A 17,947-nucleotide genomic window follows, 5' to 3' on the forward strand; every position below is an offset into this window, starting at 1 on the left:
AGGGGCGCGGGGAACCGCGCGACAAGCCACAACGCACCCGCAGCCCCCGGACAACATCAACCACCTACGGCGCAACGGCGAAATCCAACAGCACCTTGCAGGACCGAGTCCGGTCAGCGGCCAACGCAAAGGCAGACTCGGCCTCCCGGGCCGGAACCACCGCACTGACAAGCCCATCAAACGCGGGCTCCACAGCCAGCAATTCCAACGCCGCGTCAAACTCCGTATCGAACCGGAACGCCCCCCGAAGCTCGATCTCCCGGCTCACCACAAGGTTCCCCGCGAACGGACTCTGCCCCGGCGGCAACATCCCCAACTGCACGACGACCCCACCCCGCCGCACCCGCCGCAGACACGCGTCAAGCCCCGCCGCCACCCCGGACGCCTCGATCGCCACATCGACCTCATCGGGCCACCCGGCGTCATCCGGGTCATCGGCCCGCACAACCGTCTCCGCCCCGGCGACCCGGGCATACTCCAGCGCCTCGGGCAGCAGGTCCGTCACCGTGACCCGCGCCGCCCCCGCCGCCTTCGCCGCCGCGATCACCAGACACCCGATCGGCCCGGCACCGGTCACCAGAACATGCCGCCCGGCCACGTCCCCGGCCCGCCGCACCGCGTGCAGCGCGACGGACAGCGGCTCGGCGAGCGCGGCCCGGCGCAGCTCCAGACCGTCCGGCAACGCCCGCAACTGCTCACTCGGCACGACCACCCGCGCCGCGAACCCGCCCTGCACATGCGGGAAACGCGCCGCACTGCCCAGATAGCTGGTGTCCCGGCACACGTTCCGCCGCCCGCCCGAGCACTCCGGGCACACTCCGCACGGGGTCGCCGGGTGCACGGCCACGGCCGTACCCGGCGCCGGGCCCGAGGCACCGTCCCCGTACGCGAGCACCGTGCCGACGACCTCGTGCCCGAGCACCATCGGCTCCCTGAGCCGGAAGTCCCCGACGCCGCCGTGCCGCCAGTAGTGCAGATCGGACCCGCACACCCCGCCGTACCGGACGGCGACCAGCGCCTGCCCCGGCCCGGGCTCGGGGACCGGCAACTCCGCGACCCGGAGGTCGTCCTGACCGTGAATCACACAACCCAGCATCGAAACCTCCTGATCGGTCACAGCAATGGTCACAGCACGCTCGTCATACCGCCGTCGACGTACAGCACCTGCCCGCTGATGAAGTCGGCGGCAGGCGAGGCGAGGAACAGCACCCCGCCCACCAGGTCCTGCGTACGGCCCCAGCGCCCGGCCGGGGTCCGCCGCCGCACCCAGGCGCTGAACTCCTCGTCGTCGACGAGGGGCTTGGTCAGCTCGGTCTCGATATAGCCCGGGCCGAGCCCGTTGACCTGCACACCGCTCGGGCCCCAGTCCGCGCACATGCCCTTGGTGAGCATCTTCAGCGCGCCCTTGGTCGCTGCGTACGGCGCGATCCCGGGCCGTACGACCTCGCTCTGCAGCGAGCAGATGTTGATGATCTTGCCGTGGCCGCGTTCCGTCATCCGGCGCGCCGCCTCACGGCCGGTCAGGAAGGCACTGGTCAGGTTGGTGTCCAGGATCCGGTGCCAGTCGGAGTCGGTGAACTCCAGCAGCGGGGCGCGCAGTTGCATGCCCGCGTTGTTGACGAGGATGTCGAGCGGGCCGACCCGCTCCTCGACCTCGGCGATCCCGTCCGCCACGGACGATCCGTCGGTCACGTCGAACGCGGCCGTGTGCACCTTGTCGCCGGGCAGCCCGGCGGCGGCCTCGGCGAGGCGGTCCTTGTCGCGTCCGTTCAGGACGACCGTGCAGCCGGCCTCCGCCAGACCACGGGCGAGGGCGAGTCCGATGCCCCGGCTGGAGCCGGTCACCAGGGCCGTACGGCCGCCGATGTCGAACAGGGGGTGAGCAGTCATGGCCGTACCTCTCCTAGATCACCAAGGACAACAGCAGGACGATGCCGCCGGCGACCACCGAGATGATCGTCTCCATGACGGACCAGGTCTTGATGTTCTGGCCGACGGAGAGCCCGAAGTACTCCTTCACCATCCAGAACCCGGCGTCGTTCACATGGCTGAAGAAGAGCGAGCCGGCGCCGATGGCCAGGACGAGCAGGGCGGCGTGCGTCGTCGACATGTCGGCCGCGAGCGGGGCGACCAGACCGGCCGCCGAGACCGTCGCCACCGTCGCCGAACCGGTCGCCAGCCGGATCGCCACCGCGATCAGCCAGGCCAGCAGCAGCGCCGGGATCGACCAGTCCTCGGAGATCTCCAGGACCATCTGGCCCACGCCGGTGTCGATCAGCGTCTGCTTGAAGCCGCCGCCCGCGCCGACGATCAGCAGGATGCCCGCGATCGGCATGAGGCTCTTCTCGACGAGCGGCGATATCCGCTCCTTGGAGAACCCGGCGGGCCGCAGCAGCGTGAAGATACCGACCAGCACCGAGGCGAGCAGCGCGATCATCGGGGCGCCGATGACGTCGAAGACGCGCTGGACCGGGTTCTCCACATCGTCGATGACGATGTCGACGAGTGCCTTGGCCAGCATGAGGATCACCGGCAGCAGGACCGTGAACAGCGTGGCGCCGAAGCCGGGGCGCTTCTCCAGGTCCTCGGATGCGCGCTGCGGAATCATGTTGTCGGGGGCGGGCACGTCCACCCAGCGGGCGGCGTACTTCGAGAACACCGGACCGGCGATGATCACCGTGGGAACGGCGACCAGGACACCGAGCGCCAGCGTCACGCCGAGGTCGGCCCCGACCGCGTCGATCGCGACCAGCGGACCGGGGTGCGGGGGCACCAGGCCGTGCATCACGGACAGGCCCGCGAGCGCCGGGATGCCGATGCGCATCAGCGAGTAGTTGCCCCGCTTGGCGACCATCAGCACCACCGGGATCAGCAGCACGATGCCGACCTCGAAGAAGAGCGGCAGTCCGATCACGGAGGCGATCAGCACCATCGCCCACGGCATCGACCGCCCGCCGGCCTTCTCCAGGATGGTGTCGACGATCTGGTCGGCGCCCCCGGAGTCGGCGAGCATCTTGCCGAGGATCGCGCCCAGGGCGATCAGCACGCCGACGCCGGCGACCGTGGTGCCGAGCCCGGCGCTGAAGCTGGTGAGGACCTTGTCCAGCGGAGCCCCGGCGATCGCGCCGAGCGCCAGTGACCCGATGGTCAGCGCCAGGAACGCGTGCAGCTTGAACTTGGTGATGAGCAGGACGATGACGGCGATGCCCGCCAGAACGGCGATGCCCAGCTGAGCGTGGCCGGCCGAGGTGATCGGCTCGGGTGCGTCCGCTGCCAGCATCTCGACGCTGAGTCTGGTCACGGGTGAGGTGTCCTTGGGGTGAGGGGAGTCGTAGGAAGGGAGGCAGGGGCTACTGGACGGGCTCGGGGAGATCCTCGAGCGCGCTCGCGGCCCGTTCGGTGATCTCCTCCGGGCTGCCCAGGACGTCCACCCGGACCCCCGCCTCGTCGCTCTCCAGCGGCTGGAGCGTGGCGAACTGGGAGTCGAGCAGCGCCGTGGGCATGAAGTGCCCCTGCCGGTGCGACATCCGGTCCTCGATCAGCGCGCGGTCGCCCGCGAGGTGCACGAAGACCACGCCGGGCGCGGCGGCCCGCAGCCGGTCGCGGTACGACCGCTTCAGTGCCGAGCAGCTGACCACCCCGCCGAGCCCGGCCCGTCCGTGCCCCCACGCGCCGATGGCGTCCAGCCAGGGCCAGCGGTCCTCGTCCGTGAGGGGCGTACCGGCCGACATCTTGGCGATGTTGGCCTGCGGGTGGAAGTCGTCGCCCTCGGCGTAGGGAACGCCGAGCCGGGCCGCGAGCAGGGGACCGATGGTGGTCTTGCCGGTGCCCGCGACGCCCATGACCACGACGACGTGGGGGGTGTTCATCGCTGCCTCACTGTCTGCTGTCTTCGTCGACACGTGATGTCGACGCAACTGAAACCCATTAGGTACGACTAATTCAAGAGGCCGTGACAAATAAGTCTGACTTTTTGTCTCCGTGATCTACCCCGTACGCTGAGTGCATGAGCACACCGGGTCGAGGGCTGCACGGCCATGTACTGGACACCCTCGGCCCCGAGATCACGGCGGGCGAGTACCCGCCGGGCAGCGTGCTGCGAACCGACGAGCTGGCCCAGCGTTTCGACGTGTCGCGCTCCGTGATGCGCGAGGCGGTCCGCGTCCTGGAGTCCATGCACCTGGTCGAGTCCCGCCGCCGCGTCGGCGTGACGGTCCGCCCCAAGTCCGAGTGGAACGTCTACGACCCCGAGGTCATCCGCTGGCGCCTGGCCGGCGCCGACCGGCCACAGCAGCTGCGGTCCCTCACGGTGCTGCGCTCGGCGATCGAACCGGTCGCGGCGGGCCTCGCCGCCCGGCACGCCACCGCCGAGCAGTGCGCCGAGCTCACCGAGTGCGCCCTCGGCATGGTCGCCAACTCCCGCGGTCACAAGCTGGAGGAGTACCTCGTCCACGACGTGGCCTTCCACCGCGCCGTCCTGGCCGCCTCCGGCAACGAGATGTTCGCCCGCCTCGGCGACGTCGTCGCCGAGGTCCTGGCCGGCCGCACCCACCACGACGTGATGTTCGAGGACCCCGACCCGGCCGCCGTCACCCTGCACGTCCAGGTCGCCGAGGCGGTCCGCGCGGGCGACGCGGCCCGTGCGGAGGAACTGACCCGCGAGATCACGGTCGGCGCCCTCCAGGAACTGGACATCCTGGCGCCCTAGTTCTCAGCGGCTGTCAGCCGAGGATGTCTCCGTCGACGTAGACCCAGGCCCCGTCCACCCGCTCGAACCGGCTCCGCTCGTGCAGCGATCCGCCCCGGTACGAGGCTCGGAAGGTCACGGTCCCGCTGGTGTGGAACGCGGACCCGCCACTCGTGTCCAGGATCTCCAGCCCGGTCCACCGCATCCCCGCGTCCAGCTCGAGCCGCCCGGGCCGCGTCCGCGGATGCCACGTCCGCAGCAGATACCCGGCGTCCCCCTTCACGAAGGCGCTGTACCGCGAGCGCATCAACGCCTCGGCGGTCGGCGCGGCAGCGGCACCGGAGTGAAACCGGCCGCAGCACGTCTCGTAGGTCCGGGACAGCCCGCACGGGCAGGAACGCGTGGTCATGCCGCTCATTCTCCCGAACCGGGCAGCGGTGGCAGCGCGGTCCCGTACAGCCAGGCGTCGAACAGCCCGTCCAGCGGCTCGTCCGTGAACCGCCCCACGTGCGCGGTGAAGTTCGCCGTCGTCACGGCCCCGCCCCGATGCTGCCCCGCCCATCCGCGCAGCATGCGGAAGAACGCGTCGTCGCCCAGGGCGCACCGCACCGCGTGCAGGACGAGCCCGCCCCGCTGGTAGAGACGGTCGTCGAACATCGACTTCCGCCCCGGATCGGCCAGCCGGAGATCCTGAGGCAGCGAGAACAGCAACCGGTGCGCACCGGCGGCCAGTTGCTGCGCACTGCGCCCTCCCGAGCGCTCCGACCACAGCCACTCGGCGTACTTCGCGAACCCCTCGTTCAGCCAGATCTGCCGCCAGTCGGCGATGGACACGCTGTTGCCGAACCACTGGTGCGCCAGCTCGTGCGCGACCAGCCGCTCCGAACCCCGCTCCCCGTCCACGTGGTTGGACCCGAACAGCGACAACCCCTGCGCCTCGACGGGGACGTCCAGCTCCTCCTCGGTCACGACGACCGCGTACTCGTCGAACGGGTACGGCCCGAACAGCTCCTGGAACAGGTCCATCATCGCGGGCTGCCGTGCGAAGTCCCGGGCGAACCGGGGGAGCAGATGCGCCGGGATGTGCCCGTGCTGCGGAACCCCGCCCGGCCCCGGGTCGCCCAGCAGCACGGTCTGGTACTTCCCGATCGACAGCCCCACCAGATAGCTGGACGTTGGCGCAGCCTGCTCGTACACCCAGGTGGTCGTCGAGGCCTTCGTCGTGCGGGTCAGCAGGCGTCCACCGGCCACCACCGCGTAGGCCGACGGCGTCGTGACCGAGATGTGGTACGAGGCCTTGTCGGCGGGCCGGTCGTTGCACGGGTACCACGACGGCGCCCCGACCGGCTGGCTCGCCACCAGCGCCCCGTCCTCCAGCTCCTCCCAGCCGAGGCCGCCCCAGGGACTGTTCACCGGCCGGGGGTTGCCCGACCACTGCACCTCGACGGTGAAGGCCGCACCGGCGCGCACCGGCTTCGCCGGACGCACGCGCAGCTTGCCGCCCCGGTGCGTGTAGTGCGGCGTGCGGCCGTCGACCTTCACCCGGCCCACCCGGAAGTCCGCGAGGTTCAGCTGGAACTCGGTGAGCTGCCCGCGGCCCGCGATGGCGTTGATCCGCGCGGTCCCCGACAGCCGGTTCGGCGCGGGGCGGTAGTCCAGCGTGAGCTCGTACCGGTGCACCCGGTACCGGAGGTCACCGTTGCCCGGGAAATACGGGTCCTGACCCACTGACTGCTGAACCGCCACTGTTGCGTCTGCTCCCTGCGCTGCGCTCGTACGATGCCTGCCGTCCGCCGGCCCCCGCCCCGCGGGGGTTGTGCCTAGCGACGCCATGCCTCGATCGGGTTGCCCAGCCAGCGCGTGTCGTCGGGCACGGACTCCGCGGCCATCACCAGGGACGCCGGACCCAGCGTGGCGCGGGCCCCGACGGCGCTGCCGGGCAGGATGATTCCGCCCGGGCCCAGAGTGGCGCCCTCACGGAGGACCACAGTATCCGTCCGCAAGATCCGGTCGTGGAAGAGGTGGGTCTGGAGCACACAGCCCCGGTTCACGGTCGCCGCGTCCCCGAGCGTCACCAGATCCGTCTCCGGCAGCCAGTAGCTCTCCACCCACGCCCCCCGGCCGATGTGCGCGCCGAGTCCGCGCAGCCACGCCGACAGCAGCGGCGTACCCGGCACCGAACCGGCCAGCCACGGCACGGCCAGCACCTCGACGAAGGTGTCCGCCAGCTCGTTGCGCCACACGAAGGAGCTCCACAGAGGGTGCTCGGCCCGGCGATGCCGGCCCACGAGCAGCCACTTCGCAGCGATCGAGACGAGCCCCGCCGCGCAGCCCGCCCCGAGCAGCACAAGACCGGACAGCAGGGGAGCCCACACCCCGAGCGCGCACAGCGCCGCCGCCGTCCCCACCGCCAGCGCCGCCGAGCAGAACACCGGCACGATCCGGCAGAGCTCCACGAGACCGCGCGCCCACAGCAGCCGCGCGGGCGGGTCGTAGGTACGGCTCTGGTCGCCGTCGGACGCGGCCCGCGGCAGCTTCACGGGCGGCAGCCCCAGATACGAGCTGCCCTTCTTGGCCTTCTTCGGCGTCGCCGACAGCACACCCACCAGGCCGCCGTCCGGCACGCTGCGCCCCGGCGCGGTCATCCCCGAATTGCCGAGGAAGGCACGCCGGCCGATCTCCGCGCGCCCGATCCGCAGCCAGCCGCCGCCGAGCTCGTACGGCGCGGTCAGGGTGTCGTCCGCCAGGAACGCGCCCTCACCGACCGTGGTCAGACTGGGCAGGGCCAGCACGGTGGACACCTCGGCCCGCCGCCCGATCCGCATCCCGAGCAGCCGCAGCCACACCGGCGTGACCAGCCCCGCGTACAGCGGGAAGAGCGTGTCCCGCGACCGGTCCATCAGCTGGGTCACGGTCCAGGCCTGCCAGCCCACCCGGCTGTGCGTGGCGTGCGTGCCCTCCCGCAGCCCCAGGCTCAGCAGCCGAACGCCGACCACCAGCAGCAGCGCGTACGCCAGCCCGAAGGCGAGCGTCGCAGGCACCAACGCGAGCACGGCACCACGCAGGGCCGCACCGAGCCCGGCGCCCGGACCGACGAACAGCCCCGCCACCAGCAGCGCGGCAGCCGCCGAGACCACCGGCAACGCGGTCAGCGCGAAACCCGTCACGCCGTACATCACCCGCCAGAACGCGCCCCGCCCGGGCCGGTCCTTCGGCCAGTTGCGCTTGGCCCGGCCCAGCTTGACCGCGGGCGCGCCCGCCCACCGCTGCCCGGTGGGGATCTGTCCGGTGACCGCCGAACCCGGCGCCACCTCGGCCCGCTTGCCCACCCGCGCGCCCGGGAAGAGCAGGCTGCGCGTGCCGACGACGGCGTGCGCGCCCACCTTCACCGGCCCGACCTCCAGCCGGTCACCGTCCAGCCAGTACCCGGACAGGTCCACCTCGGACTCGACGGCGGCGCCCCGGCCCAGCTTGAGCATGCCGGTGACCGGCGGCAGCGAGTGCAGGTCCACGTCCTGCCCGACCCTGGCGCCCAGCGCCCGCGCGTACCGCTCCAGCCAGGATCCGGTCAGTGAGGTCGCCCCGCTGAACTCGGCCAGCCGCTCGGCCGCCCACAGCCTCAGATGGACGCTCCCGCCACGCGGGTAACGGCCGGGCCGCACCCCCCGCAGCAGCAACCGGGCCCCGCCCGCGGCGAGCGCCAGACGCCCGGGCGGGCTGAAGAGCACCACGGCACCGGCCGCGACCAGCCACCAGGGCGCGGTCGGCAGCCAGGCGTAGCCGGGCAGCACGTTCCCGAGCGCGGCGAGCGGCACGGTCCAGCGCAGCCCGAGCAGTGTGAACAGCGGAACCAGGAGCAGGAGCTGGACGAGCTGGGCACGCCTCGGCACCGGGGCCACGACCCGCTGGGCGTTGTCGTCCTGTACCGACTCCTCCAGATGCCGGACCAGCTTCCGCAGGACGGGCCGCTGGTAGATGTCGAGGACGGCGGCGCTCGGGTAGCGCGTCCGCAGCCTCGTCGTCAGCTGGGCGGCGGCCAGACTGCCCCCGCCGATCGCGAAGAAGTCGTCGGAGGCCGAGGTCACCGGAATGCCGAGGACATCCGTCCACTGCTCGGCGAGCCAGGCCTCGGTGCCGTACAGCGGCTCGGCCGGGCCGCCCGTCTCCAGACCCTCCAGCGGCCAGGGCAGCGCGTTCCGGTCCACCTTGCCCGACGTGCGCGTAGGCAGCTCGTCGACCGGCGCGAGCAACGGCACCAGAGCCGCGGGCAGCTCGGCGCGCAGCCGCTCGACGGCGGCCGAGTGGTCCCAGCCGTCCTGGACGACGACGTAGCCCACGAGGAGCTCGTTGCCGCTGCGGGCCGTACGCACCGCGGCCGCCGCCCCGGCCACCCCGGGCAGCGCCTGAAGCGACGCATCCACCTCACCGAGCTCGATACGGCGCCCACCGAGCTTGATCTGCTCATCGGCCCGCCCGAGGAAGACCAGCCCCTCCGGCTCGGCCCGCACCAGGTCACCGCTGCGGTACGCCCGCTCCCAGCCCAGCGACTGAAGCGGCGCGTACTTCTCCGCGTCCTTCTCGGCGTCGAGATACCGGGCGAGCCCGACCCCGCCGATCACCAGCTGACCGCTGCCGCCCATCGCCACGGGCTCCCCGGCCTCGTCCACGACGGCCAGCTCCCAGCCGTCCAGCGGCAGCCCGATCCGGATCGGCTCCTCGCCGCTCATCAGCGACGCGCACGCCACGACGGTCGCCTCGGTCGGCCCGTAGGTGTTCCACACCTCGCGCCCCTCGGTCACCAGACGCTGCGCCAGCTCGGGCGGACACGCCTCGCCGCCGAAGATCAGCAGGCGTACGTCGTTGAGCGTCTCCGGCTCCCAGAGCGCCGCCAGCGTCGGCACGGTGGACACGACGGTGATCTCCTGCTCGACCAGCCAGGGACCGAGATCGGCACCGCTCCTGACCTGCGAGCGCGGCACCGGCACCAGACAGGCGCCGTGCCGCCACGCCAGCCACATCTCCTCACAGGACGCGTCGAACGCGACGGACAGCCCCGCCATGACCCGGTCACCGGGCCCGATCGGCTCGTCGGCCAGGAACAGCGCGGCCTCCGCGTCCACGAAGGCGGCGGCGCTGCGGTGGCCGACGGCCACGCCCTTGGGCTTCCCGGTGGAGCCGGAGGTGAAGATGATCCACGCGTCGTGCCCGGCACCGGGCCGGGCGGCGGTGTGCCCGGCGGCATCGCCGACGGTCAGCTCGTGACCGGTCCCGATGACCGCCCGCACCCCGGCCTCGCCGAAGACCAGCGCGGCCCGCTCGTCGGGGTCCTCGGCGTCGACCGGCACGTAGGCGGCACCGGCGGCCAGCACGGCGAGGATCGCCACGTAGAGGTCGTTGGTGCCCGACGGGACCCGGACCCCGACGCGGTCCCCGAGCCCGACCTTCGCGGCGGCCAGTCGCCGCCGCAGGTTCTCCACCTCGACGGCCAGCGCGCGGTAGGTGAGCAGCCGGTGGCCGTCGTCGAGCGCGGGCTCGTCGGGATACGCCCGTACGGATGCCTCGAAGATGTCGACCAGGGTGCGGGGCGAGGCCGCGGGGCCGGCGGAGAAGCGGGCCACGTCGCGCAGTCCTGTGCTCCACTCCCCGTCCAGCAGAGTGAGGTCGGGGCTTTCGTGCAGGGCGGCCATCGGATCCTCGCGTCTCGAACCCGGACGATCCGGGGCGCCGTCGGGCCGCAGGTCTGCCTGGGGATGTTCCGATCCGGCGCGAACAAGCCCAATACTCTAGTGGTCGGGTGACTTCGTCCTGTCATGTCCGCCACTCGGAGGCAAACGCGAGACACCGCTCAGGCGCGGCGCCGCCCCCTCCCACCTGCGCTTCTCCCGGCGGGCGAGACATCGCCCACATTCCTCGCGTCCCGGGCGGAAACGACGAAAAGCCCCTCGAGGAGAGGGGCTTTTCGATCTGTGTCCGAGGGGGGACTTGAACCCCCACGCCCGATAAAGGGCACTAGCACCTCAAGCTAGCGCGTCTGCCATTCCGCCACCCGGACAAGGTGTCTGTCGCGTGGGTTCTCCCCGCGGCGACGACGTAAACATTACCAGGCTTTCAGGGGTGGCCGATCACCCCCCGCCCGAGCCCCGGCGGGGTGTGAACGGCGCGTGACGGGCCGCAAGCGGTCTTGGGGAGCGGGCCGTGGAGAGAGAGGATGAGAGGGACCCACCAGCAGTGACACCGGGAGGAAGCACGTGAGCGAGACGGACACGGCCAGGAGCGTCACCGGCGAGGACGAGGTCGTGGACCTCTGCCGCGAGCTGATCCAGATCGACACCAGCAACTACGGCGACCACTCGGGTCCGGGCGAGCGCAAGGCGGCCGAGTACGTCGCCGAGAAGCTCGCGGAGGTAGGGCTCGAACCGCAGATCTTCGAGTCGCACCCGGGCCGCGCCTCCACGGTGGCCCGGATCGAGGGCGAGGACCCCTCCCGGCCCGCGCTCCTCATCCACGGCCACACCGACGTCGTACCGGCCAACGCGGACGACTGGACCCACCACCCCTTCTCCGGCGAGGTCGCCGACGGCTGCGTCTGGGGCCGCGGTGCCGTCGACATGAAGGACATGGACGCGATGACCCTCGCGGTCGTCCGGGACCGGCTGCGCAGCGGGCGCAAGCCCCCGCGCGACATCGTCCTCGCGTTCCTCGCGGACGAGGAGGCGGGCGGTACGTACGGTGCCAAGCACCTCGTGCGCAACCACCCCGACCTGTTCGAGGGCGTCACCGAGGCGATCAGCGAGGTGGGCGGGTTCTCCTTCACCGTGAGCGAGCAGCGGCGGCTGTACCTGATCCAGACGGCCGAGAAGGGCATGCACTGGATGAAGCTCACCGTGGCCGGCACGGCGGGGCACGGGTCGATGATCCACCGCGACAACGCGATCACCGAGCTGTCGGAGGCCGTCGCGCGGCTGGGGCGGCACAAGTTCCCGGTGCGGGTCACCAAGACCACCCGCGCCTTCCTCGACGAGCTCGGCGACGCGTTCGGCACCGAGCTCGACCCGGAGGACATGGAGTCGACCCTGGCGAAGCTCGGCGGCATCGCCAAGCTCATCGGCGCGACGCTGAGCAACACGGCCAACCCCACACAGCTCGGCGCCGGCTACAAGGTCAACGTCATCCCGGGCGAGGCGACCGCCCACGTCGACGGCCGGTTCCTGCCGGGGTACGAGGAGGAGTTCCTCACCGACCTCGACCGGATCCTCGGCCCGAACGTGCGGCGCGAGGACGTCCACGCGGACAAGGCCGTCGAGACCACCTTCGACGGGGCGCTCGTGGCGGCGATGCAGTCCTCGCTGCTGGCCGAGGACCCGACCGCCAAGGCCGTCCCCTACATGCTCTCCGGCGGCACCGACGCGAAGTCCTTCGACGACCTGGGCATCCGGGGCTTCGGCTTCGTACCGCTGAAGCTTCCCCCGGAGCTGGACTTCGCGGGCATGTTCCACGGTGTCGACGAGCGGGTGCCGGTGGACGGCCTGAAGTTCGGCGTGCGGGTTCTCGACCGGTTCATCGACGCGTCCTGAATCGGCCCCGCCGTACGGAATTATTCGCTCGCCCGTACGGAACCGACTAGGAAGAGTGAATGCGACCATAAGCTCGTAGCCTCATTACTCCCTCCTCGTTACAGGTAATGCGATCGCAAGATGGGTCGCTTTGCCAACTAGGAGGAATAATGATCAAGAAGGTCGTCGCTGCTGCGGCTGCCACCGGTGGGCTGGTTCTCGCGGGCGCGGGCCTGGCCGTCGCCGACTCGGGTGCCCAGGGTGCCGCCGTGCACTCCCCGGGTGTCCTGTCCGGCAACGTTGTTCAGGTGCCCGTTCACGTCCCGGTGAACGTCTGCGGCAACACGGTCTCCGTGATCGGGCTGCTGAACCCCGCCTTCGGCAACACCTGCATCAACAAGTGATGCTTTCCCCTCGCTGAGGGGAGACAAAAAGCCATCGGTCCCGGAGCGCGTGCCATGCGCTCCGGGACCGAACGCTTCTTTCGATGAATTCGAGAAGAATTCGAGACAGGGTCGAAGGTAGGTATTCAGCAATGCGACAGGTCACCCGCAAGGGTCTGATGACCGTGGCGGCCGCGACCGGCGTGATCGCCGCCGCGGGCGGCTCCGCTTACGCCGACTCGGGCGCGCAGGGCTCCAGTTCGGGCTCGCCCGGCGTGCTCTCCGGGAACACGGTGCAGGCGCCGGTGCACGCGCCGGTCAACGTCTGCGGGAACACGGTCAACGTCATCGGTGTCCTCAACCCGTCGGTGGGCAACTCGTGTGCCAACAAGGGCGGTGGATCGTCGCCGGGCGGCCACGGCGGCTCGCACGCGGGCGGCCACGCCAGTGACTCGCCCGGCGTCGGCTCGGGCAACCACGTCCAGGTGCCGGTCCATGTGCCGGTGAACGCCTGCGGCAACAGTGTCGACGTCATCGGCGTCGGCAACTCCACCACGGGCAACGACTGCGCGAACGGCTCCGGCGGGCATCACACCGACCCGCCCGGCGGCGGATACGAGACGCCCGGGCAGCCGGGCGAGCCGGGGAACCCCGGTGAGCCGGGTGAGCCTGGCAACCCGGGCGAGCCCGGAAATCCTGGTGAGCCGGGTGAGCCCGGAAACCCTGGTGAGCCGGGGAATCCCGGTGAGCCCGGAAACCCGGGGGAGCCCGGTGACCCGGGTGAGCCTGGCAACCCGGGGGAGCCCGGGAACCCTGGCAACCCGGGGGAGCCCGGCAACCCGGGCAACCCTGAGAACCCCGGGAACGAGCCGGGCGGCCAGTTCGTCACCCAGCCCAAGGGCGACGCCCAGCTCGCGGAGACCGGCAGCAGCCTGCCGCTCGGCCTCACCCTGCCGGCCGGCGCGGGCGCGCTGCTGGCGGGCGCGATCCTCTACCGCAAGGCGCGTGCCTCGGCCTGACACCCGCGGCAGACACCCAGCCAAACGGAGCGGGCCCCGCCGATGCGGGGCCCGCTCCCGTGTATGCCTTCTCCCGGTGCGCCGTCTCAGCTCACCACGTGGCCCGCACCTGGCGGATGATCCGCCGGCGCAACCGCACCTTGCGGCTGCCGTCGCGCAGCAGGCTCAGACGGTGCAACTCCCAGTGTCCGTACTCGGCGTGGTCCGTCAGCAGACGTGCCGTTTCCTTGCGGGAGACCCCGCGCGGTACGTACACGTCGACAAATTCGTATTCCGGCATCGCATCTATTGTGCGGGCTGGGGCCTGGTACGGATAGCGTCTGCACTATGTCTGATGCTGCGCAGCCCACCGCTGCCGAGGTACGCGCCGCCGCCGAGGCGGTCAAGACCGCGCTCGACCGCCACCTGGCCGCGGTCGAAGGCAGGTCGGGAGAGGACGACCCGGCCGTCTACGAGGCGTTCAACCAGCTGGCCGCGGCCGCAGAGGTGTACGACGAACTGCTCTACGACCGATACGACGAGGTCACCCCCTTCGAGATCCCCGGTGCGGAGGACGCGCTGCCTCCGTACGCGGGCCCCGAGGAACCGAACGCGCTGAGCGTACTGATCCGCCGCGACTACGCGGTGGCGGAGCCGCAGCGTCTCCTGGCGCACGCGCAGCGGATCGAGGCCGCGGAAGACGAGGACGGACCGGCCGCCTCCGGGACGACCCATGGCGCGCTCGGCCTGCTGTTCGGCGAGTTCGAGCCCGACGAGATCGCCTCCCGGCACAAGGAGTTCGGACTCGAGGAGGGCGACTCCACGCTCTGGGTGATGGCGGCGGACGAACAGGCCGAACCCGGAGAGTGGCTGGAGGCCCCGTTCGAGCAGGTCGACCCGCAGCAGGTGGTCTGCCGCTTCGACGTCAGCGCGGTCTTCGACGACGTCGAGGACGATGACGACGACGAAGAAGACGAGGACGGGGACGACCTCGACACCGACCTCGACGAGGACGAGGACCTGGAGCCCTTGGAGGCGGACCGCCGCTGAGCGCACACGTCAGCCACCCGACGGCGGTGGTCACGGGGCCGTCCCCGTGACCACCGCCGTTGTCAGTTGCCGTCGACCTGCGGAGCGAGCAGCACCGGAAGCCGGGTGGTCCGGGGCTTCGCCGGAACCTCGGCCACGGCCCTGGGCAACGCCTGTTCCACGCCGTGCACCACGGACAGATGGCGGTCGGCCCGCCCGAACGCCGTGTACACCCAGGGCCGGCTGAGCGCCTGCGCGGCATCGCCGGGCAGCACCACGACCACCGCGGGCCACCGGCTCCCCACCGCCTGATGCGCGGTCAGCGCCCACCCGTGCCGCACGGACTGCTCCACCCGTTCCTTCGGCACGACGACGTCCTCGCCTTCGCACGACAGATGGAGCCCCTCGGCGTCCGCCTTCACCACACGGCCCGGCAGCGCACGGCCCGGCGCGGGGGAGAGGACGATCCGGTCACCGGGGTCGAAGCCGCCGAAGCGGCCCGGGCCCGGGTTGAGCCGCTCCTTCAACGCCGCGTTGAGCGCGCGGGTGCCGACGGCGCCGCCGTGTCCCGGTGTGATCACCTGCGTCTCCTCGGCCGGTACGCCGATCGCCCGCGGCACCGAGTCGGCGACGAGCTGCACCGCCCGGTGCACCGCCTCGCCCGCGTCCCGCACCGGCACGATCACGACCTCCTTGCCGGGGGCCTCGACCGGGTTCAGCTCGCCGATGCCGATCCCCGAGACCAGCTCGCCCAGCGGCCCCGGGTCCGGCCGCCGCGAGGCGACCTGCGGGCAGATCCGCGCCGCGAGCAGATCCGCGAACACCCGCCCCGGCCCCACGGACCACAGCACCGAGGGGTCCCCGGCCAGCACCAGCCGCGCCCCGTCGGGCAGCGACTCCGTCAGCAGTGCCGTCGTCTCGACGTCGAGCTGCGGCGCGTCGAGCACGACGAGCAGATCGAGATCCAGCGCCCCCTCGGCATCCCGGCCGGGCCCTTCGAGGCCCGCGAGCAGCCCGGAGACGGTGGCGACGGGGGCGCGGCCCTCATCCGCGCCCTGCGGACCGGAGCGCAGCAGAGCCGCGAAACGGTTCCGGCCGATCGGGCCATGCGCGGCGGCCCAGGCGCGCAGCCCGAGGGAGTGCGCGGCGGTCAGCAGCGCAGCCGGTTCGGCCAGGGACGCCTCCCCGCCGGTGTGCAGGACCAGGCCATGACCGGCGACCGCGCGGAGCAGCTCACCCGCCGACCCCTGGGCCGCGGCGGCGATCCGCTCCCACTCCTCGGCCGAACCGTCCTGCTTGGGCGCCGAGTTGACCAGCCGGGCCAGACCATCGGCCAGGCTCTCCTCCGCGAGGGCGTACCGCTCGAGCCCGACCAGCACCCGGACCGGGCGCTCCTCGTCCTCCTCCGAGGCGTCCTCCTCCGAGGCGTCCTCCCCCGAGACGTCCTTCTCCGAGTCGTCCCGCTGCGCCCGGGCCGGCGCACCGGTCTCCTCCAGGGCGTCCTGGAAGACCAGCGCGTCGCCCTCCGCGATCGCGCCCTGCACGGCGCTGTCGGGCTCCGGCACGCCCCGCTGCGCCAAGGCCGCGAGAAGCGCCGGCATCTCCAGGGCCGTGTGCCCGGCCAGGGCGGCCTGCTCCAGGAGCCAGACGGTGACGGCCCGGCCCCGTCGCTCGTCGTCCGGGCCGCACTCGGCGCCGAGCAGCGCCCGAGCGAACCCGTCGGCCTGCTCGGGCCGCACACCGGCGACCCGCAGCAATTGCCAGGGGTCCGCGCGCAGCCGCTCGTCCGCACCCTCGCCGAGTGCCTCGGCCACCTGCGGCGCGAGCGTCTCCGGGGCGCCGCCCTCGCCGAGCACCCGCAGCACGGCCGGCACCGCCTCCGGTGCGGGAGCCGACGACGCGGTGACGGTCTCGGCCGGCACGGGCTGCGATCGCCGTACCGGCTCCGGAGCGGAGCGCCGGGGGGCCGGCGCGGGCTCCGCGAACCCCGCGGCCGCCGGCTTCTCGCCGCTCTCCACGGCCCGTACGGCGGCGAGCAGATCGGCCGCCTGGCCGCTCAGCTTGGTGCCGCTCTCGATCGGCGCCTGCTTCTGGGTCTTCCGCTGCTCGATGCGCTCCCGCTCGGCCTGCTGGGCCCGCAGCTCGGCCTCGGCCTCGGACACGTGGCCGGCATCGGCCGCGTCCCCTTGGGCCTCCTCGGTCTCCGCACCACCGGTCGGCTTCCCCGGCTCGGCGTCCTCCGTGGTCTCCGGCTCCGTGCTCACAGCGTGCTCCAGTCGTGATCGGGATAGCGGTGCACGGGCGCCGACACATCGTCGAGCGCCCGGCAGATCTCGTCAGGAAGACTAAGGGCCTCCACTGACAACGCGGCCGTGAGCTGCTGCGCGTTGCGCGCGCCGACGACGGGAGCGGCCACGCCCGGCCGGTCACGGACCCATGCCAGGGCCACCTGGAGCGGCGACACCGCGAGGCCGTCGGCGGCGGTCGTCACGGCGTCCACGATGCGGCTCGCCGTGTCGTCGAGGTACGGGGCGACGAACGGGGCGAGGTGCTCCGAGGCACCGCGCGAGTCCGGCGGGGTCGTGTCGCCCCGGTACTTGCCCGTCAGCACCCCGCGCCCCAGCGGGGAGGACGGCAGCAGCCCGATGCCCAGGTCCAGCGCGGCCGGCAGCACCTCGCGCTCGACGCCGCGCTGGAGCAGCGAGTACTCCAGCTGCGTGCCCGCCAGCCGGGTCCGCGTGCCGGGGGAGGCGAGCTGCCAGGTGGCGGCCTTGGCCAGCTGCCAGCCGCAGAAGTTGGAGACGGCGGCGTAGCGGGCCCGGCCGCTGGCGACCGCGAGGTCCAGGGCCTGGAGGGTCTCCTCCAGCGGGGTGTCCGGGTCGAAGGCGTGCACGTGCCACAGGTCGACGTAGTCGGTTCCGAGGCGGGAGAGCGAGGCGTCCAGCGCGGAGAGCAGATGGCCGCGGGAGCCGTCGAAGCGGCGGTCGGGGTCCGGTACGCTGCCGGCCTTGGTCGAGATGACCAGGTCACGGCGGGGCACCAGGCCGTCTATGAGTCTGCCGAGCAGGTACTCGGCCTCTCCGTCGCCGTACACGTCCGCGGTGTCGACGAGGGTCCCGCCCGCTTCCCAGAACGTCTTCATCAGGTCCGCGGCGTCGTGCTCGTCGGTGTCCCGCCCCCAGGTCAGGGTGCCGAGCCCGATCCGGGACACACGAAGGCCGGTGCGGCCGAGATGCCTCTGCTCCATGAACGCCGAGATTACTGGCCATAACCTACGGTGTGGGGGGCTGTGGACGA

General features: G+C 72.1%; 15 protein-coding genes and 1 tRNA gene. 5 read left to right on the plus strand and 11 right to left on the minus strand.

The features are described from left to right. Positions 1-64: 64 nt before the first annotated feature. Genes AC07DF_RS39420 through AC07DF_RS39435 form a run of 4 tightly spaced genes read right to left on the minus strand, consistent with a single transcriptional unit; the run spans position 65 to position 3,869 of the window. Complete coding sequence (locus AC07DF_RS39420) at positions 65-1,096, minus strand: L-idonate 5-dehydrogenase (protein WP_478982120.1); 1,032 nt, start codon at positions 1,094-1,096, stop codon at positions 65-67. Positions 1,097-1,125: 29 nt separating this feature from the next. Next, positions 1,126-1,890 carry an SDR family oxidoreductase gene (locus tag AC07DF_RS39425; protein ID WP_193480350.1) on the minus strand — a complete coding sequence of 255 codons (765 nt, stop codon included), beginning with the start codon at positions 1,888-1,890 and terminating at the stop codon, positions 1,126-1,128. A 13-nt stretch (positions 1,891-1,903) separates the two neighbouring features. Further along, on the minus strand, positions 1,904-3,301 hold the full coding sequence (locus AC07DF_RS39430; protein ID WP_478982070.1) for a GntT/GntP/DsdX family permease: 1,398 nt from the start codon (positions 3,299-3,301) through the stop codon (positions 1,904-1,906). Between the two features lie 49 nt (positions 3,302-3,350). Continuing rightward, positions 3,351-3,869, minus strand: a complete 519-nt coding sequence (locus AC07DF_RS39435) for a gluconokinase (RefSeq protein WP_382497895.1) — start codon at positions 3,867-3,869, stop codon at positions 3,351-3,353. Between the two features lie 137 nt (positions 3,870-4,006). Between AC07DF_RS39435 and AC07DF_RS39440 the strand changes: the two genes are divergently transcribed. Further along, entirely contained in the window at positions 4,007-4,708 is a 702-nt protein-coding gene (locus AC07DF_RS39440) for a FadR/GntR family transcriptional regulator (protein WP_478982073.1), read from the plus strand. A gap of 13 nt (positions 4,709-4,721) precedes the next feature. On the opposite strand, the gene AC07DF_RS39445 is transcribed toward AC07DF_RS39440, so the two are convergent. The 4 genes from AC07DF_RS39445 to AC07DF_RS39460 form a co-directional block, all read right to left on the minus strand. Beyond that, positions 4,722-5,096, minus strand: a complete 375-nt coding sequence (locus AC07DF_RS39445) for a YchJ family protein (RefSeq protein ID WP_478982075.1) — start codon at positions 5,094-5,096, stop codon at positions 4,722-4,724. Positions 5,097-5,101: 5 nt separating this feature from the next. Next, complete coding sequence (locus tag AC07DF_RS39450; RefSeq protein WP_478982077.1) at positions 5,102-6,433, minus strand: M1 family metallopeptidase; 1,332 nt, start codon at positions 6,431-6,433, stop codon at positions 5,102-5,104. Positions 6,434-6,507: 74 nt separating this feature from the next. Beyond that, positions 6,508-10,374 carry a Pls/PosA family non-ribosomal peptide synthetase gene (locus AC07DF_RS39455; RefSeq protein ID WP_478982079.1) on the minus strand — a complete coding sequence of 1,289 codons (3,867 nt, stop codon included), beginning with the start codon at positions 10,372-10,374 and terminating at the stop codon, positions 6,508-6,510. 280 nt (positions 10,375-10,654) lie between these two features. Further along, positions 10,655-10,739 (minus strand) — tRNA-Leu (locus AC07DF_RS39460). A gap of 196 nt (positions 10,740-10,935) precedes the next feature. Between AC07DF_RS39460 and AC07DF_RS39465 the strand changes: the two genes are divergently transcribed. From AC07DF_RS39465 to AC07DF_RS39475, 3 genes are all read left to right on the plus strand, one after another. Next, positions 10,936-12,261 carry a M20/M25/M40 family metallo-hydrolase gene (locus AC07DF_RS39465; protein ID WP_478982081.1) on the plus strand — a complete coding sequence of 442 codons (1,326 nt, stop codon included), beginning with the start codon at positions 10,936-10,938 and terminating at the stop codon, positions 12,259-12,261. A 149-nt stretch (positions 12,262-12,410) separates the two neighbouring features. Then, positions 12,411-12,644, plus strand: coding sequence for a chaplin ChpH (chpH, locus tag AC07DF_RS39470; protein ID WP_030608446.1), 234 nt, complete (start codon positions 12,411-12,413; stop codon positions 12,642-12,644). Positions 12,645-12,775: 131 nt separating this feature from the next. Next, positions 12,776-13,642 carry a chaplin family protein gene (locus AC07DF_RS39475; protein WP_478982084.1) on the plus strand — a complete coding sequence of 289 codons (867 nt, stop codon included), beginning with the start codon at positions 12,776-12,778 and terminating at the stop codon, positions 13,640-13,642. A gap of 91 nt (positions 13,643-13,733) precedes the next feature. Here the strand turns inward: AC07DF_RS39475 and AC07DF_RS39480 are convergent, their stop codons facing one another. Further along, complete coding sequence (locus AC07DF_RS39480) at positions 13,734-13,922, minus strand: DUF5703 family protein (RefSeq protein WP_010045410.1); 189 nt, start codon at positions 13,920-13,922, stop codon at positions 13,734-13,736. 47 nt (positions 13,923-13,969) lie between these two features. Between AC07DF_RS39480 and AC07DF_RS39485 the strand changes: the two genes are divergently transcribed. Then, entirely contained in the window at positions 13,970-14,671 is a 702-nt protein-coding gene (locus AC07DF_RS39485) for a hypothetical protein (RefSeq protein ID WP_478982087.1), read from the plus strand. Between the two features lie 62 nt (positions 14,672-14,733). Here the strand turns inward: AC07DF_RS39485 and AC07DF_RS39490 are convergent, their stop codons facing one another. After that, positions 14,734-16,914, minus strand: coding sequence for a helix-hairpin-helix domain-containing protein (locus tag AC07DF_RS39490; RefSeq protein ID WP_478982089.1), 2,181 nt, complete (start codon positions 16,912-16,914; stop codon positions 14,734-14,736). Continuing rightward, positions 16,911-17,897, minus strand: coding sequence for an aldo/keto reductase (locus AC07DF_RS39495; RefSeq protein ID WP_478982091.1), 987 nt, complete (start codon positions 17,895-17,897; stop codon positions 16,911-16,913). The genes AC07DF_RS39490 and AC07DF_RS39495 overlap by 4 nt, the downstream gene beginning before the upstream one ends. Between the last annotated feature and the right edge of the window lie 50 nt (positions 17,898-17,947).

The sequence above is a fragment of the Streptomyces sp. NPDC044719 genome, assembly GCF_056433405.1.

Bases quoted from the DNA above. Each gene is read 5' to 3' on its own strand.
- AC07DF_RS39445 (WP_478982075.1), bottom strand. From the start codon at position 5,096: ATGACCACGCGTTCCTGCCCGTGCGGGCTGTCCCGGACCTACGAGACG.
- AC07DF_RS39475 (WP_478982084.1), top strand. From the start codon at position 12,776: ATGCGACAGGTCACCCGCAAGGGTCTGATGACCGTGGCGGCCGCGACC.
- AC07DF_RS39485 (WP_478982087.1), top strand. From the start codon at position 13,970: ATGTCTGATGCTGCGCAGCCCACCGCTGCCGAGGTACGCGCCGCCGCC.
- AC07DF_RS39440 (WP_478982073.1), top strand. From the start codon at position 4,007: ATGAGCACACCGGGTCGAGGGCTGCACGGCCATGTACTGGACACCCTC.
- AC07DF_RS39455 (WP_478982079.1), bottom strand. From the start codon at position 10,374: ATGGCCGCCCTGCACGAAAGCCCCGACCTCACTCTGCTGGACGGGGAG.
- AC07DF_RS39495 (WP_478982091.1), bottom strand. From the start codon at position 17,897: ATGGAGCAGAGGCATCTCGGCCGCACCGGCCTTCGTGTGTCCCGGATC.
- AC07DF_RS39480 (WP_010045410.1), bottom strand. From the start codon at position 13,922: ATGCCGGAATACGAATTTGTCGACGTGTACGTACCGCGCGGGGTCTCC.
- AC07DF_RS39420 (WP_478982120.1), bottom strand. From the start codon at position 1,096: ATGCTGGGTTGTGTGATTCACGGTCAGGACGACCTCCGGGTCGCGGAG.
- AC07DF_RS39425 (WP_193480350.1), bottom strand. From the start codon at position 1,890: ATGACTGCTCACCCCCTGTTCGACATCGGCGGCCGTACGGCCCTGGTG.
- AC07DF_RS39435 (WP_382497895.1), bottom strand. From the start codon at position 3,869: ATGAACACCCCCCACGTCGTCGTGGTCATGGGCGTCGCGGGCACCGGC.
- chpH (WP_030608446.1), top strand. From the start codon at position 12,411: ATGATCAAGAAGGTCGTCGCTGCTGCGGCTGCCACCGGTGGGCTGGTT.